Source organism: Hahella sp. HNIBRBA332 (genome assembly GCF_030719035.1).
In the GTDB taxonomy this organism is placed as follows: Bacteria; Pseudomonadota; Gammaproteobacteria; order Pseudomonadales; family Oleiphilaceae; genus Hahella.
In genome coordinates this window covers 4,033,927-4,052,863 of sequence record NZ_CP132203.1, presented here as the reverse complement: position 1 = coordinate 4,052,863, position 18,937 = coordinate 4,033,927, and the positions used below count along the sequence as shown (strand labels likewise).

At 56.3% G+C, this 18,937-nt stretch carries 2 protein-coding genes; both read left to right on the top strand.

The window, feature by feature from the left end:
- The first annotated feature begins 233 nt into the window (after positions 1-233).
- Positions 234-18,143, top strand: coding sequence for a LysM peptidoglycan-binding domain-containing protein (locus O5O45_RS17855; protein ID WP_305900721.1), 17,910 nt, complete (start codon positions 234-236; stop codon positions 18,141-18,143).
- Positions 18,124-18,612: a hypothetical protein gene (locus O5O45_RS17850; protein ID WP_305900720.1), complete on the top strand. Its 489-nt coding sequence runs from the start codon at positions 18,124-18,126 to the stop codon at positions 18,610-18,612. The genes O5O45_RS17855 and O5O45_RS17850 overlap by 20 nt, the downstream gene beginning before the upstream one ends.
- Positions 18,613-18,937 lie beyond the last annotated feature (325 nt).

Below are 18,937 nucleotides of genomic sequence, written 5' to 3'. Positions count from 1 at the left end.
CAGATTGTTGCCAGTTATGGTGTGTGGTGATTAAATGACATTGTATTTTCTTTTAGAGAGAGCTGTGGGTGAATTGCTGTAAGGATACTGTAATGAGGGTGCATTTCATCCTCGTAGCTCAGTTTACATCATTTATATAAAGCGATCGGCCGCTGACGACAGGCGCAAAGTCTGCCGTCAGCGGCTTTTTTATGCGTTAAAAAAGTCAGTCGGAAGTATTTAGGAGTCATCAAATGGTTGCGGTTGTATCAGGGGAAGGTCTGGGATTGTTTGGCGCGGCCTTGTCAGGCGCGGGGGCGGGACTGTCGCAAGCGGGCGTGGGCCAGGGCGGCGAGCGGGTCTACGTCAATGCGGCCACGGGCAACCTGGTGCTGCAGCGCCGCGATGAACTGCTGTTAGGCGCAGGGCGCGACGCCAGCCTGATCCGCACCTACAACAGCCAGGGCCGCTTCACCGACGACAACGGCGACAACTTCTACTTCAGCTTCAACCAGCGCTTGGAATTCAACGGCGGCAATCTGAACAAAGCCGGCAGCGTGATCACGCGGATCGCCGGCGACGGCAGCCGCACAGACTATCGTTATGACGAGAGCCGCGGACTGTATGTCTCCAGCGTCGGCGAAGGCGCTCACGACACCCTGGAATTCCGCGGCGGAACCGGTTCTGACGCGTTCCTGTGGACGGAAGGCGAGAGCGGTTCCCAGGAAGTGTACAGCTGGCAGGGCAAGCTGAGCGCGCTGGCCCATCGCGACGAACCGGGACGGGTGACCATCAGCCGCAGCGCGGCCGCGACGACCCTGACGACGGCGTCGGGGGAGAAACTGGAGATTCAGTACGACGGCTCTGGGCGGGCGGTGCTGGTGAAGACGGTGGGCGCGGACGGCGCGCAACGCAACCAGACCTATTACGGCTATGACGCCCAGGGCCGTCTGACGACGGTGACGGTGGACCTGACCCCGGCGGACAACAGCATCGGCGACGGCCGCACTTTCGTGACGCGCTACAGCTACGACGGCGACAGCAAACGCGTGGCGAAGATGCAGGCCAGCGACGGCGTATCAGTGAGCTTCCAGTACCAGAACATCGGCGGCGAATACCGGGTGACCCGGGTCACCCAGGGCGACGGCGCGGACGCCATCGTCACCGCCTACGCCTATGATCTGGCGCAGCGCACGGCGACGGTGACGCGGGTGCTGGACCCAGCGACGCTGAGCGGCCTGCAGACGGTGCTGCGCTACGACGAACGCGCGCGTCTGGTGGAGCTGCGCCTGCCGCAGCAGGACGGAACCCAGAGCGTGCGCCGCTACGCCTACGACGCCGACGACAACCTCATCCAAAGCACGGACGCCGACGGCCACAGCGAGACCTACCGCTACGACGCCATGGGCAATCTGCTGACCCATACCGACCGTTTGGGCCGCGCCACTGACTACACCTATAACGCCCAGAACCAGACCCTGACGGAAACGACGGACGGCGCCACCCAGCGCTACGTTTACGACAGCGAACACCGTTTGCGCTACCGCGTGGACGCCCAGGGCGGCGTCACCGAATTCCGCTACAACAACCAGGGCCAGTTGACGGCGACCCAGGGGTATCTGGCGCGCTACGATCTGAGCGGTCTGGCTCACGATCAGGCGCTGACCGAAGGCTCTCTGAAGACCTGGACGGGCGCCGCCCGGGCGCAGGGAACCACTCTCACGGAATACGTCTACGACTTCCGCGGCCAGCTGAGCCGTCAGACCCGCTACAGCAAGACCGACGCCACGGGCGCGGGAATCGGCGCGGCGACGACGCACTTTATCTACGACGCGGAAGGGCGCCTGCTGAAGCAGGTCAACCCCGACCAGGCGGCGCTGACGGAGAACGCGAGCGCGGCCCCGGAGAGCCTGGGGCATCGCACCGGAGAAACGCTGTACGTCTACGACGGCCTGGGCCGGCTGCTGTCGGTGAAGGACGCGCTGGGCGCGGTGACCACGCAGACCGAATACCAGGGCGCGACCATCCTGAGCCGCGATGCGGCGGGCCTGCAAAGCGTGAAGACGTACAACAGCGCCGGCGCGCTGATCGACGTGGTGGAGCGCGACGCCGGCGGCGTGCTGCTGGGCAAGGCGCAACAGTATTACGACGCCCAGGGCCGGGTGATCCGCAGAGTGGACGCGCAGGGCGCGCAGACCCATTACGTCTATGACGGCCAGGACCGGGTGCGCTTTGAGATCGACACCCTGGGTTACGTCACGGAGAACCGCTATGACGCCCTGGGGCGGGTGACGCAGTCGCGTCGCTATGAGACCGCCTATCGCGGCGCCGACGTCAGTCTGGCGGCGCTGGAGACCTTCGCCGGGGGCCAGAGCGCGATCACCACGCGACGCTTCTACGACGCTGAGGGCCAGGTGCGTTTCGAAATCGACGCCCAGGGTTATGTCACCGGCTACGAGTACGACGGACAAGGGCGTGTTGCGAAGAAGACCCGCTACGACAAGGCGGCGGACCTGAACGCCGCCAACCTGGCGTCGCTGGCGGCGCATGCGCCGAGCTGGCGTGGCGATGGCGTCGTGCAGATCGACGCGGGACGGATTATCAAGAGCGCCGCCACCGGGCTCAGCGGAGGCCGGGCGGTGGCGAACGAAGCGCTGCAACAAGGCCGCGGCGCGCTGGAGTTTACCGTGGCGGCGCTGCCGACCGGCGCCTCCCTGGGCGCGGTGGGCTTCAACAAGAACCCGGAGACCGTCCTGACCGGGAACGATTACCTGAACGAAGTGGACCTGGGCGTCTTCATCCGCGACCCGGACGGCGCGGGTTCTCAGGGCCACAGCCTGATGATTCAGGTGAACGGCGTGCGCACGGAGCCGCCCTCGGCGACGCCGATCAAGGTTGGCGACCGCCTGCGCATCGAAATGTGGGGCGCGGACGCGCGCATCCTGCTTCAGCGCTCTGGCCAGCACGGCTTCACGCTGATTCAGACCCTCACGGGCGTGGTGGACGCAAACGCGAACTACACGGCGCAAACCAACCTGTACGGCGCGGGCGCGGCCATTGAGGCGGTGGCGCTCAGCGGCGACGCGGACTATCACAGCGCGGGCGTCGCCACCCGCTACGTTTATGACGCAAAGGGACAGGCGCGCTTCGAGGTGGACGCGCAAGGCTACGTCACGGAGAACCGCTACGATGCCCTGGACCGTGTAACCGAAAAACTCAGCTATAGCCACGCCTACGCGGGCGGCGTTTTCACCGAAAGCGCCCTGCAGACGTTCGCGAACGGCGCAACCCCGGCTTCGCATTCTCGTTTGGTGTATGACGCGAGGGGGCAGGTGCGCTTTGAGGTCGACGCTCTGGGCTACATCACGGAATTCGAGTATGACGCGCAAGGGCGGGTGGTTAACAAGAGCCGCTACGCGCATCCGGTGGACGCCGCTTCTGCGGATCTGGCGTCGCGCCTGCCTCAGTTATTGAACTGGGGAACGGATGCGGCGGTGTCCCAGCAAGGAGGACGCCTGACGCGCACCGGACCGGCGAGTCTGACCGCAGGCCGCGCAATCGCGGGAAGCGGCCTGACGGGCGGCGAAGGCGTTCTGGAATTCACCGTAGACCAACTGGTCAATGGCCAATCCCTGGGTGTAGTGGGCTTCAACCTGAACCCGGAAGAGCGGTTGTCGGGGAACGACTACTTTAAGGAAATCGACCTGGGCGTGTTTATTCGCGACCGTGACGGCGCGGCGGCGGAGAAGCACAGCGTTCTGATTCAATACAAGGGAACGCAGATCGCGCCGGCGACGATGCAGTTCGTGGAGGCGGGAGACCGTTTCCGGATTGAGCTGAAGGACGGCGACGCCCGCATTCTGTTGCAACGCAAGGGGCAGGATAACTACGTCCTGATTCATACCCTGAAGGATGCGGTGGACGCCACGCAGACCTATGTGGCGCAGGCGAACCTATACGCACAGGGCTCGGCGATTGGCGATGTCTGGATGAGCGGAACAGCGACGCAGAACAGTGAGCGCAGCCGCGAGCGCGTGATTTACGACGCTAAAGGTCAGGCGCGCTTTACGGTTGACGCTCTGGGCTACGTCACGGAAAACCGCTATGACGCCCTCGGTCGTGTCACGGAAACATCGCGTCATGAGGTGACGGTGGATGTAAACCGGGCGTGGAGCGAGTCGGAGCTGGTGGTGGCGCTGGGACAGGTGGTCTGGAGGGATGTGTCCAGTCGTCTGGAAGTGAACGGCAGCGGCGTGAAGAGTCTGGCGAGCCTGGGTGACTGGACGGAAGGGGCGCGCTCGGCGCAGGTGATCCGGGGCGAGGGCTATGTGGAGTTCAGCGCTGCGCCGCCGCAGCAGCGGGTAATCGTCGGTCTGAACAGCGCGGACACGATGAAGTCGTATCAGGACATTGACTACGGACTGCTGTTCAACAGCAGCGGAGAGATACAGATCCGGGAAGAAGGGGTCTGGAAGCAGGACCTGGAGGGGGTGACGCAGCACCCGGACAACCGTTATCGCATCGTGATGAAAGACGGGCGCGTGCATTACTACGTGAGACCGGCGGGGCAGAGCGAGTATCAGGAAGCGTATGTGTCAGAGCGCCTGCCGGAGGCGGATAAGGCGTATTTTGTGGATACCTCCTTCCATGACGCCGGCGCGGAGCTACGCAATGTGGCGCTGACGCCGGAGGGGATCAAGACGCGCTACGTCTATGACGCCAAAGGCCAGGCGCGCTTCACCCTTGACGCCCTGGGCCAGGTGACGGAGAACCGTTACGACGCCCTGGGTCGGGTAACCGAAAAACTCAGCTACAGCCATGCTTATACGGGCGGCGTCTTCACTGAAAGCGCCTTGCAGACGTTCGCGAACGGCGCAACCCCGGCGTCTCACTCTCGTTTGGTGTATGACGCGAGAGGCCAGGTGCGCTTTGAGGTCGACGCCCTGGGTTACGTCACGGAATTCGAGTATGACGCGCAAGGACGGGTGGTTAACAAGAGCCGCTATACGCATCCGGTGGACGCCGCTTCTGCGGATCTGGCGTCGCGCCTGCCTCAGTGGCTGAACTGGGGAACGGATGCGGAGGTGTCTTTGCAAGGAGGACGCCTGACGCGAACCGGACCGGCGAGTCTGACCGCCGGGCGCGCGATCGCGGGGAGCGGCCTGACGGGCGGCGAAGGCGTCCTGGAATTCACCGTAGACCAACTGGTCAACGGGCAATCCCTGGGCGTGGTGGGCTTTAACCTGAACCCGGAAGAACGGTTGTCGGGGAACGACTACTTTAAGGAAATCGACCTGGGCGTGTTTATCCGCGACCGGGACGGCGCGGCGGCGGAGAAGCACAGCGTTCTGATTCAATACAAAGGAACGCAGATCGCGCCGGCGACGATGCAGTTCGTGGAGGCGGGAGACCGTTTCCGGATTGAACTGAAGGACGGCGACGCCCGCATCCTGCTGCAACGCAAGGGGCAGGATAACTACGTCCTGATTCATACCCTGAAGGATGCGGTAGACGCGTCGCAGACTTATGTGGCGCAGGCGAACCTGTACGCACAGGGTTCGGTGATCGGCGACGTCTGGATGAGCGGCGACGCGACGCAGAACAGTGAACGCAGCCGCGAACGTGTGGTTTACGACGCCAAAGGCCAGGTGCGCTTTACGGTTGACGCTCTGGGCTACGTCACGGAGAACCGTTACGACGCCCTCGGTCGTGTCACGGAAACATCGCGTCATGACGTAAAAGTAGATGTAAGCCGGGCGTGGAGCGAGTCGGAGCTGGTGGTGGGGCTGGGACAGGTGATCTGGAGGGATGTGTCCAGTCATCTGGAAGTGAACGGCAGCGGCGTGAAGAGTCTGGCAAGCCTGGGTGACTGGTCGGAAGGCGCGCGCTCGAAGCAGGTGATTCGAGGCGAGGGCTATGTGGAGTTCAGCGCTGCGCCGCCGCAACAGCGAGTGATCGTGGGTCTGAACAGCGCGGACACGATGAAGTCGTATCAGGACATTGATTACGGACTGCTGTTTAACATCAGTGGGGAAATCCAGATCCGGGAAGAAGGTGTCTGGAAGCAGAACATGGAGGGGGTGACGCAGCACCCGGACAACCGTTATCGCATTATGATGAAAGACGGGCGCGTGCATTACTACGTGAGACCGGCGGGCCAGAGCGAGTATCAGGAAGCGTATGTATCAGAGCGCCTGCCAGAGGCGGGTAAGGCCTACTTTGTGGACACGTCCTTCTTTGATGCAGGAGCGGAGATACGCAATGTAGCGCTGACGCCGGAGGGCGTTAAGACCCGCTACGTCTATGACGCCAAAGGCCAGGCGCGCTTTACGATTGACGCTTTGGGCCAGGTGACGGAGAGCCGCTACGACGCGCTGGGCCGGATAACCGAAAAACTCAGCTACAGCCATGCCTACACGGGCGCCGCCTTTACCGAAAGCGCCCTGCAGACCTTCGCGAATGGCGCAACCCCGGCTTCGCATTCTCGTTTGGTGTATGACGCGAGAGGCCAGGTGCGTTTTGAGGTCGACGCCCTGGGGTACGTCACGGAATTCGAGTACGACGCACAAGGGCGGGTGGTTAACAAGAGCCGCTACGCGCATCCGGTGGACGCCGCTTCTGCGGATCTGGCGTCGCGCCTGCCTCAGTTATTGAACTGGGGAACGGATGCGGCGGTGTCCCAACAAGGAGGACGCCTGACGCGCAGCGGACCGGCGAGTCTGACCGCAGGCCGCGCAATCGCGGGAAGCGGCCTGATGGGCGGCGAAGGCGTTCTGGAATTCACCGTAGACCAACTGGTCAATGGCCAATCCCTGGGTGTAGTGGGCTTCAACCTGAACCCGGAAGAGCGGTTGTCGGGGAACGACTACTTTAAGGAAATCGACCTGGGCGTATTTATTCGCGACCGGGACGGCGCGGCGGCGGAGAAACACAGCGTTCTGATTCAATACAAGGGGACGCAGATCGCGCCGGCGACGATGCAGTTCGTGGAGGCGGGAGACCGTTTCCGGATTGAACTGAAGGACGGCGACGCCCGCATCCTGCTGCAACGCAAGGGGCAGGATAACTACGCCCTGATTCATACCCTGAAGGATGCAGTGGACGCCACGCAGACCTATGTGGCGCAGGCGAACCTGTACGCGCAGGGCTCGGCGATTGGCGATGCCTGGATGAGCGGCGACGCGACGCAGAACAGCGAGCGCAGCCGCGAACGCGTGGTTTATGACGCCAAAGGCCAGCCGCGGTTTGAGATCGACGCGCTGGGCCATGTGACGGAGCGGGAATACGACGCGGCCGGTCGGGTGACGGCGACGCACAAATACCTCAACCCCTTATCGCTGGCGGGCCTTGTTTACGACGAAGCCGGAATAGAGAGTAAGCTGCCCATCGCCGATGGTAGACACACGCAGCGCACGGCGTACGACGCGCGCGGTCTGGCGCGCTTCAGCCTGAACGCCCTGGGGCAGGTGACGGAGACCCGCTACGACGCGGCGGGCCGGGCGACGCAGACGCTGCGCTACGAAACCGCTTACAGCGGCGCCGATTACAGCGAAGCGGCGCTGGCGCAGTTCGTCGCGGGCGAGACCCGGGCGCAACATACTTACCTGGTGTACGACAGCCTGGGCCAGGCGCGCTTCAAGCTGGATCATCAGGGCCATATCACCGAACTGGAATACGACCACAATGGCCAGGTGACGCGCACGCTGAGTTACGTCGCGGCCTATGACCTGAGCCAGCCGCTGACGGCGGCGGCGCTGGAAACTTATGTGCAAGGCCATGCCTCAGCTGGCGACCGGGTGGAGCAGATCTTCTACGACGCCCGCGGCCTGGAAATCTACCGGGTGGACGCCGGCGGGCATCTCATCGCACAGAAATACGACCACGCCGGTCGTCTGACCCATCGCGTGCGCTACGCCGCCAGCCTGAATCTCGGAGCCGCGGCGACCCTGACGCAAGTGACGCAGGCGGCGGACGCCCATCGCAGCGCGGCGGCGAACCAGCACAGCCGTCTGGTTTACGACGCCCTGGGACGCCTGCGCTACAGCCTGGACGGCGAGAACTACGTCTCGGAAACCCTGTACAACGGACAGGGGCAGGTGACGGAAGAACGCCGTTACGCCGCCCCCTGGACCCAGGCGGCGACCCTGAGCGCCCTGTCGGGGCTGCATCCGGACGCGGAAACCCGCATCACCCGCTACGCCTATGACGACGCCGGCCGTAAAATCAGCCAGTCGCAGCGGCTGATGACCGGCGGCGCGGAAACCTGGATTACTGAAAGCTACGCCTACGACGCCCACGGCAACCGCACGGCGGTGACCGACGCGCGGGGCAACGTCACCACCTTCGCCTACGATGCGGACAACCGCCTGATCGCCAAACTGACGCCGAAGGATTCCGTCGACGACGCGGACATCAGCGCCAGCGCGCGCAAAGGCGCCGTGACGCGCTACCAGTACGACGGCTTCGATAACCTGATTCAGGAAAGCCAGTACATCACGGAAGTGTCGATCCATGAACGCACGGCGGCGGATTACGCCACGGCGAACGTCCCGGCGAATAACGATCCGGTCAGCGGAGACCGGCATACCCGTTACGAATACGACGCCCTCAATCGCCAGGAGCGCATCCGCACGCCGGAGCTCAATGGCGTCTCCACGTTGACGCGTAAGGAATATGACCGTTACGGCAACGTCATCGCCCTGATCGAAGCGGAGGGCTCCGCCCTGGAGCGCACCACGCGCTACGAATTCGACGACCTGAACCGGGTGGTGAAAGAAACCAAAGCGTTCGGCACGGCGAACGCCAGCAGCACCGGCTACGTCTACGACGCCTTCGGTCAGGTGGAGCGGGTGATCGATCCGCGCGCCTATGAGATTCTTGACAGCCAAAGCGACTGGGCCAAAGGGGAGCGGGAGCGTTTGCGCCTGCTGGCGGAAAACTATCAGGCCAATCCCGCGGGACTGTGGCAGTCCCAGCAGGCGCAGTGGCTGAAGGACAATGCGTTATTGCTGAGCTTCCTGAGCCGGGAGCACCTGCCCGAGGGCGAGCACCGGGCGTTGCTGCTGCAGATTTACAGCAAATCGCAGACGTTTGACGCGCGGGGTCTGAAAACCTCGGAAACCAACGGCGAAGGCTATACGACGTATACGCAGTACGACGCGTTCGGCAACGTCACCTCGGTGACCGACCCGAACGGCGCCACCGGCTACTTCTTCTATGACGCCCTCAATCGCCAGACGCTGCAGGTCAGCGCCGGCGGCGCGGCGAAGGACTTCACCTACAACGCGGCGGGACAGGTGATCGCCCAGCGCAGCTGGGCCAACCGGATCAACGCGGCGTCCCTGGCGGGCAAAACCGAGGCGCAGGCGCGGGCGATGCTGACGGCGGACGCGGCGCATGACCAGCTCACCCGCAGCGACTTCGACAGCCTGGGCCGACTGAAGACGCAGACGGCGCAAGCGACCTCGGCGCAACAGGTCGTGGAAAGCTACGGCTATGACGCACAGGGCAACCGGATCAGCTGGACCGACCGTGGCGGCCATGTTTACGCCTACCGTTACGACGCGCAGGGGCGCCTGCTGGAGACCATCAAACCCAGCGTGCGGGTGACCTTCAACGCCGACGCGAGCCTGACCGGAGAGCGGCGTCTGAGCGATCGCAATAGCTATGACGCGCTGGGCAACCGCATTCGCGTGGTGGAAGGCGGCTATCGCGATGCGGACGGCGCCTACAAAACCATCAGCGGGCAGACGCGCGCGACGGAATACGTTTACGACAAACTGAACCGGGAAGTTCAGGTGTGGTCGGACCTCATCGATATTGGCTTCGCCAACGACGCGGGCGAGATCCGCCGCTATAACCGGGTGCGGCAGGTGACCCAGCGCGAATACGACGCCTTGGGCAACCAACTGAAAGAGACCGTGCAGGCGTTTCAGGTGGACGGCGCCAACCGACCCACCACGGCGGTGGGCGCGCAGCGCAAGCAACTGTTCGAATACGATAACCTGAATCGGGTGACGGCGGCGGTGGACGCGGCCGGCGCCGTGACCGTCTCCGGCTACGACCCCAGCGGCAACCGCATCCTGGAGCGACGTTACGGCGAGGCCTTGAGCAATCCCAGCAATGGCGCGTTGGCGACGTTATTGAGCAAAGACACGGACGATTACCGGGAACTGCGTTACACGTTCGACCTGAACAACCGTCAGGTAGAGACGCGGACCCGGGGCGAGACCCACTTTGATCTGGCGCTGAGCAATCAGCAGCTGGCGGCGCTGACCCAGGGCGAAAGCGCCGTGAGCAAGGGCTTCTACAGCTCCGCGTACAGCCAGGAGGAGGTGGTGACGCAAACGCTCTACAACCGTAACGGCGACGTGATCGCGGAGCGGGACGGTCGCGGCGGCGTGACGCGTCACTTCTATACGGCGCAGGGCGACCTGCAGGCGACGTTGGCGGCGGGCGTCACGGATTACCAGCGCGAAGGGGGAGCGGTGACGGTGACCCGTCATCACGCCCTGACGCAATGGACGACGGACGCACTGGGGCAGATCCGGGAGCAGGTCCAGTACGCCTATGAGGCGAAAAACCCTGCAGAAACGGCGACCCTGGCGGAGCTGCTGGCGAACGTGGCGGCGCAGCGGGCGGCGGCGGAGAGCGACGCGGCGAAGCTGGCCGGGCGCGACCTGGCGGACCTGAGCGACGCGGAAGTGGCGCAGAAACTGGTGCGGGGCGACCGCAGACAGACTTACGACTATGACCGCCTGGGACGCCGGATCACGGAAACCGTACACGGCGTGGAGGACTACCAGTTCGTGAACGGGGCGCCGAAGAAGACCACGGCGAGCAGTCGCAGCACCCGCTACGACTACGACAACCTGAACCGCCTGCAACGCACGATCGCGCCGGGAGAAGGCGCGGAGACGCTGCGTACGCTGGAGACGACCTACGACGCTCTGGGTCGCAAGACGACGGAGAAAGGACAGAGCTTTACGGATTACAAAGGCCGCATGGCGCGCGCCACCGTGACCTATGGTTATGACGCGTTAGGACGTCAGGTGACGCAGACGCGGGTGGCGCTGGAGGCGGGCGCCAACCAGACCCGCCGCACGCTGGTGAACGCGCTGGGCTTTGCGGTGGCGGACATTGACGCCAGCGGCGCGCGGACGGATTACGCGACGGACGCGTTCGGCGCGGTGGCGGAGAAAAGCTGGAGTCAGCGGCAGGCGGAAGGCGGCAGCCAGAGCTACTGGAACCGTTACTGGTATGACGGCGCGGGTCGTGAAATCAAACGCGTGGACACGACCGGCCTGAGTCACGAGACGCGCTATAACGGCTACGGCGACATCACGGCGAAAGGGATGAACGGGCAATACCAGGAGCAGTTCAAGTATGACCGCCTGGGCCGTCTGTTCAGCACCAACAAGGAAACCGGCGCGCCGCAGCTTTACCTGTACGACAAGAACGGCAACGCCTCGGCGGAATTCATTCTGGTGGACGACCTGAAAGACGCGTCAGGCAATCTGATCGACTTGGCGACGCTGACGTCGCCGGAACAGGTGAAGGCGCTGGGCGTGCTGCAGACGCAAATGAAAGTCAGCGTGTATGACGAACGCAACCGTCATACGGACACCTTTGAAGCGCCTCATGATTACAGCCAGTTGAGCGCTTCCTTGACGGAAGAGGAGGTTGATAAGAATTGGAGTTCAACCGTCGACTTTGAGGAGTACAGGCAACGACTGCTGGGAACGCAGGCGCCTCAGCCTGGGCTTACAGCTTGGGAGGATGTCAAAGAGGAAACGACGGTAGAGTATAACGAAAAGAATGTTGGGTATTATTCCAGTGCTCCAGGCACAAGTTCTTCTACTTCTCCTATTGGATTCGATGGCTTTGATTTAACTCAGGTCGAATCTGCGCTGGCGTTGCAGTATGAGTTAACAAAAGTAGGTAAAGGCTTAAGTGACGTTGCATTAAGTAACGCCACCAATAGCTACGACTCCGCCTGGCAAGCGGAGAGAGTGGAAAAAGATCCAGCAAACGAAAATAGGTATATCAAAACAACTGTCCGAATCTGGCGAGCTGCTGAGCCAGTAGGGGCAACCCATAATTACTATATCTATCGTGATGTGCAGACGCAGGAGTTTACCTTCAAACCTGAACTTGAGTTGGACGCGGAGGCGCTTTCAAGTCTCAAAATCGAGGAGAAGGAAAACAGTTATCACGTATTGATCAGTTATGAGCGTGGTGGAACTGTGACAGTGACTGCCCCTATGAAAACCACTCATGACACTAAGAGAGTCAGGCTTGAAAGAAGTGTTGTTGATGAGTATGTGAAGGTAGGCGGAAAAAAAGGAGAGGTCAAGGCTATTGGCAGGGATGTGGTGGAAATAGAAGGAGCAATAGATGTAACGCATGCTATAGGAACATATGGTCAAGCTACTGCGGCAATATGGAAAAATTTATATAAAGTAAAAATTCCACAGCAACTTAGAGAATTAGGGCTTCCATTAAAAGTCGATTTTTATTACGGGTCTAAGCTGGTTAACACAGGGGTGCCGACCAATATTTCTGACTATGTTGAGTTTCAACATAATGGGAGTGTCGGGAAGGGGGGGATTCATGATCAGACTGTCTCCTTTAAGATTTATGTTCCATCACTCGGTGGTTTAAAGTTATTTGAAGGTAGTTATAGTTTTTCGTTAAATCAAGGGCGACGAACGACGAGGGTATCTAAACCTACTGAATTTGGTATGTTGATTATCGGTGAGCCAAATACTCTGGATTCAATTGTGGGCTCGCTTTCTGCTCCAAAAGATCATGGGCTTCCAAGTAAAACAACAGTCACAATCAACGGGAAAGAAGATGTTGTATATGCGGATGAAAAATACGGTTGGCCAACTACTGCAAGATGGAATAATTCATATACAGTTGAAATTCCTCCTGAGCTGAAACGGCTTGGGGTTCCGCTAAAAATAAAATTTTCCAGTTCTGAGAAGGTCGAGGAAAAGATAGTTAGCCCGGGGCAGCAAAATATTGTTTTCACCCATGTAGGGCGGGTCGAAAGATCTGGTCGTAATGACTTTCCTGGTCAGACAGTAGGTTTTAGTATTTATGTTCCAAGCATAAGTAATATTAAAGTTTTTGATGGCGTATATAACTATTCTCTTCAGGAAGGGAGAAAAACTGGTTCAACTACAAGTACTAGTTTTGTTGAATCCGCAGAGTTAGGCGGGCGGGCTATAAAATATAAAGAGAGATTTTACTTTACGCTTTCTGAAGGGGCATATCAGTTAGATTATGAAACACGTAACGCACAAGGGGGAGTTCAAAATAGAGCTTCAGCCAGCGTTTATGTAGGAATGGGATCTGGTAATGTAGATGGCTATAAGTATGAGTTTATTCATAATTACGTAGTATCTAAGAAAACACACACAGAGTCAGCCCAGACAACATCGTCAGAAAATATAGGCGGCTCCTGGAAGTTAGAGAGTCCTGAGCAAAGAAATGTAATCCAAAATTATCGCGTTAGTTGGTTGTTAGGTGAGCAGTCAAGCTATCAGATTCACCGCAGTCAGAGATACAACGCGTTTGGCGAGATTATAAAAGAGGTGGATGGTAACGGTAACGCCACTCACATGGCCTATGACGCTCAAGGCAGACTTACTTATAAAGTTGATCCGAAAGTGGCTGTATATCAGGATCATGGGCCTGAGTCCGCAGGCGATTCTAATAGCTCATTGAAGTCGCTAAACGCCCATCCTGTAACTAAATACTATTACGACGGTCAGAATAACCTCGTCGCAAGTCAAGATGCGAACAGCTATCTGCATCAACAGAAATCGGGGTATTCCAATGAATGGAAAGGCGATACAGCATTTTATCGTGGTCAGGAGTACGCTGTAGGACAAGTCGCGTCTGAAGTAGATGCGATGGGAGCGAAGAAGACTTATAAGTACGATCAGTTAGGCAATAAGCGTTTAATGATCGATGAGTTGGGTCGCTACCATTCTTTCATTTATGATAAAGCGAACCGTTTGCAGGAAGTTCGTCAATTTAGCTCCCTCAGCAACTATCTCCAGGGCTCGTCATATTCCAGTGAGCGTTATAGTTATGACGAAGCTGGCAATAGGATCACTCATACTAATGCGGCGAACTTTCAACAGAAGTATTTTTATGACGGTGAAGGGCGTATCACTAAGCATATCAGCTTCGATGATGGCGATATCTCCAATAACAGCGCCAAATGGGAAAGAAGAGAAACCTATTATAAATATTCCTATGACGCTGAAATTGGTGGCATTGGCGGTTTCAGAAAAACGACGGAAAATGGTCTAAATACAGAAACCAACGCTAACTATAGAACGAATCACCTTTTAACCGATGATGTCGATTATTTTGGAAAAATTCGCTACCACAAGGATCTGGGGGGGCATGAATTCTATTATGAGTATAACCAAGCTGGCTGGTTAACAAAGCAAACCAGCAATACAGCATTTAACTACTCTGATAGCATCATTCCTACAGACACAGGAATTGCCGATAGGGTGAGGCAGCGTAAGTCACAAAAGATTGATTATAGGTACTATGCGAATGGAAGTTTGCATCAAGTCCTTGATGAGGGAGCTAAAAGCTTTACTGAATTTCGATATGACGCGAATGGAAATGTCGTTGGAGAAACCTATCGTAGTAAGCCATTTTCTGATTTGGCGGGTGGGCTCGAAAACGACACGCTTCCTTATCAAAATGTGACGGCTAAATATGATGCGCTAAATCGTGTCTACGAAATTGAAGATTATGACTACAAGCTCAATTACTTTTATGACGCTGTAGGCAATCGTCGCCGGGTGAAAGCTGAATATGACAATGCGGCTATTTCAAGCGATAAATATGGAGAAAATAAGCTAACGCAGGATTTCTTTTATCTCTACGATAAAGAGAATCGCTTCCTGGTTACCATGGGGGCGCTCAATCAAGCCGCTAATGGAGTGCGGACGATAGGCGCCGGGAATACGGGATATTCTATCAAGTATGACGCTATGGGGCGTCGCCTCAGTAGCGATAGCGCGCAACTATCCGAAAATAGCGGTTCTCCACAAGAGGTTCGGCAGAAATACGGCTATGACGAAAGAGGCAACCTGGAAACCATCTGGTTATATGACGAAAAATTTAAAGATGCTACTGGCGCAAACTTTGATGGTGGGTATGTTTTAATCTCACGGAGAGAGAATATTGATCCGTTAGGAAGAACTAAAAAGAAGACCGAGTATAAGTACGAAAAATATAATGGAAACGTTCAGACGTTCAAGGTCAGTGAAGAATCCTATGACTATAATGCTGATAACCGTCTATTAGAAAGTAAGATTACTGTCGCTGATAGCCGCGCTGTCGATAGAAGTATTAAATATCACTATCTAAATGACGGTCAGACTCTGCGTCAAACGGAGTTTAAAGGAAGCGGCGATGATGCGAATAGTGTTACTGACTATTTCTATGATTCTCAAGACCGCTGGGATACTTATAAGGAAAGCAAAGTTACCATCACGGCTACAAAGAGTGGCGTAGATAACTGGAAACCAGGAACTTCGTATTACGCATACGACGCCAACGGCCATAATCTGTTTGTGTACGATCATGCAGCGGACCGTAGCCTGAGCTATGTCAATAATCATAATGGGCAAATACTTTTCCGGGATGAAGTGGACTGGGAGGAAAAAGGAGGTAAGGCGCCGGTCCGACGCAAATTCTTCTATCTGAACGGTATTGTTCGAGGCGATATGGGGAGTGATGATGTTCCATCTCGCACTGACTATGTTCAGCACCTGGCTAACATGCCGGATACAGAACACGTTGTTGGCCAGGAGCAGGTGACGATCCCGGTTGGAAAAGAGGGACACTTTACCTTCAATCGGGATGTTAAGCGTAAGGTTGGGTATTCAAATCTGAAGCGAATAGTTCCTGTTACCTCTGCGGACTTCGATCAAAACTTCCAGCCTATAAACTCGAACTATCCGGGTAAGGCGCCGACATATTATCGCGTAAACAGTGGCGACACTTTGGCGACGATTGCTTCAAGACTCTGGGGCGACGCCAGTCTTTGGTATCTGATTGCTGACGCGAATGGGTTGTCAGGAGATCAGGATCTAAAAGCAGACCTGAATCTGGTCGTCCCGAACGTGGTAACGAATATCCACAATAATGCGTCAACGTTTAGGCCTTACGATCCTGGTCTGGCGTTGGGCGATACGACGCCAACACTGCCTGAACCGCCGCCTCCGCCCAAGAAGGGCAAATGCGCCGGCGCAGCGATATTTGTGATGATTATCGCAATCGCCGTAACCGCTATAGTGGCTCCGGCAATGGCGGGCGTTGTTGGCGATGCGCTGTTTTCTGCAGGTATGACTACCGTTACCAGCATAGGCGCAGGCGGCGCTACCATAACCACGCTAACAGCGGGCGCAAGCGCTTTTGCAACAGCGGCGGGGGCATTTGTCGGCGGCCTTGCAGGCAGCGCTGTTTCTCAACTTGCGGCAAAAGAGCTGGACCTTCAGGACCACTTTTCACTCCGGTCTGCGCTACGCGGAGGGCTTACTGCCGCCGCCACGGCTGGGGTCAGCCAGTACATGGGGTGGGGGAAAGATATATCTTGGTCGGCAACCGCCGGCAAAGCTTTAACGGCGGTAGGCGCAAACTACGCCGCAGGCAAACTCGTCGACCAAGAGACCCACTTCAGATGGCGAGATGTCGCCGCGAGTCTGGCGACGAGCGCCATTATGGGAGGAACCGGACTCGGTAAAACAGGCAGCATTCTTCACAGCGGACTGGAAGCGCAAAGCTGGATGCCGAGCCCCCTGAGCACGCCTCTATCCTATTCAGCGGTAAGCGGAATAACGTCGGGAGTCGTGTCTGAAGCAGTGAAGACTGCTGTTTATGACAGCGAAGATTACCGCCCTGATTATGTGGGGATGATAGCGGGGGTTGTTGGGAGTGCTTTAGGTAGATTGGCTGTTGATGGATTAGCAGGAAGGAGCCAGCGCACCAACGCTTTGGAAGTAAAAGCTGAAGCAGCAAAGAACCAGGGTGGCAATGCATTGGAAGAAAAAGCTGAAGCAGCCAAAAGCCAGAGTAGCAATGCTTTGGAAGTAAAATCTGAAACAACCTACCCTAAAAAAATTATATATGAAGACGGTCGGCCAGGCTTTTTATATGAGGATGGTACTATATCAATAAGCTTGCCTGACTCTCCTTTATTATTGGTGGAAGACCTCCCTGAATACCCAACGAATACAGGGGGGGATGTAAATAAGGAAAAGATTAATACAAATTCTGATGGTGCGCTTAGGACGCTAGATGCCACGGAACCTAGTATGCTGCAATCGTTAGGGGCGCAATATGATTATTTCTTCGGTGGGTGGGAATTAGGGACGAAATATGATTATTTCTTAGGCGCATGGGAGTTAGGGAAGCAAAGGGTGTTAGACAACCTTGACCAAGCAGCAATACAGGACGATGGTGGTATTATAACTTTTGCAGCAGCATTTATTAAATTCCCTGCTGAGATTGGGTTTGGGCTAATTGATACAGGCTTATCTCTTGGTGGAATTGCTGTATCGCCAAAGGTACGCCAATACCAAGTAGAACAGTGGGAATCTGCATGGAAAGACTTTACTACTACGTCGCCCCTCATCATTGATGAGCTTGCTACAGATATCTTCTCTGGGGAGGATGATATCAGGCTTACTATAGATAGCGATAGGAAGGTGATTAATGGGAAGGTGGTGGTTGGGACTGATTTTTACGGGGTGCAATTTAAGAATGTCAATACGACTGGGGAGAGAACACAAGGGCGGTTTAATACTGATGACGTGGTTAGATACGCTTCTGATTGGGATGGCAATAATTCGACTTCTGTAATCCTTGAAAAAACATCAAAATCTTTCTCCTTGCCATTACCTAAAGCATGGAACAATGCGGATATAGATCTAGGGATTTCGGTCGGGGCAAGATACAACTTGACTACATCTCAAGTTCGGTCGGCAGTTAACTTTAAATTTAAAACACCATTGCTAGACTTCGGTATCGATTGGAGAGGTGCGAGTCATAAGACCTCTAATGAGGAGGATTTTTATAATATATTTAACGAGGGTGAAGACTATGATAACAGCGACTATTAAATCCTCACTTTTTGCCAAAAGTGTTTCTTGTAAATCCCAAGATGTTGACTTGTCTATGTATGAATATGATATGAGTGAGTGTTTTATCAAGCTTGTTAAAAATGATGACGTTTTTGCTAGAAGTGACTGTCTAAGTGAGCTTGAATATCCTATTGGGAAAAGGTGGGATATATATAGGTGCTATAAAGGTAAGTTGCTTGACAGGGTGGTGGACTCTGAGGATGTTGAGCTGTTAAGGATTAAACGAAATTATATGCCTGAGGAGCACTCATTTTTAAATAATTATCTGAAAATAGATGCATTGAATGGGCTGTTTTCGATAGTTACTGAGCATAAGCAGTGGAAGCTATTTAGCCCTGTAGAGGTTAAAGCTTTCTGTCAAGGTGAAGTTGATTTGGATTTATTGGTAATCGGTTTGCTGTTGGCCTGGTTTAGGTATGAGTACAACTCTCATGATCAAATGTATTGATTTGAGTGCATTTTCATTTGTGTGCTAAAGTCTCCTACTATGGGGGGGTTGTAGTTTTACCATGCAAAAAAGGTCGAGTGAGATGTATTTTGGCTTCCTGCAAGAAAAGTAATAGGAAGCATTGAGCGATATAACTCTAGGGCGCTTAAAATTTCGTGCTCGTGAATTTTATAGATTGATATGGGTGTCTATAAAGGTATGTCGAGAGCTGTGAGAGCTCTTGAACATGTGGGCTATACACTAAGGACACAGCTTCTGATTAGGATTTATCAAACTCCCAGGTGGTTAGAAATATTCCAATTGCTGGGGGGCAGAGTTTCCTGAT

Coding starts and splice junctions, on each gene's coding strand:
- O5O45_RS17855 (WP_305900721.1), top strand. CDS start 234: ATGGTTGCGGTTGTATCAGGGGAAGGTCTGGGATTGTTTGGCGCGGCC.
- O5O45_RS17850 (WP_305900720.1), top strand. CDS start 18,124: ATGATAACAGCGACTATTAAATCCTCACTTTTTGCCAAAAGTGTTTCT.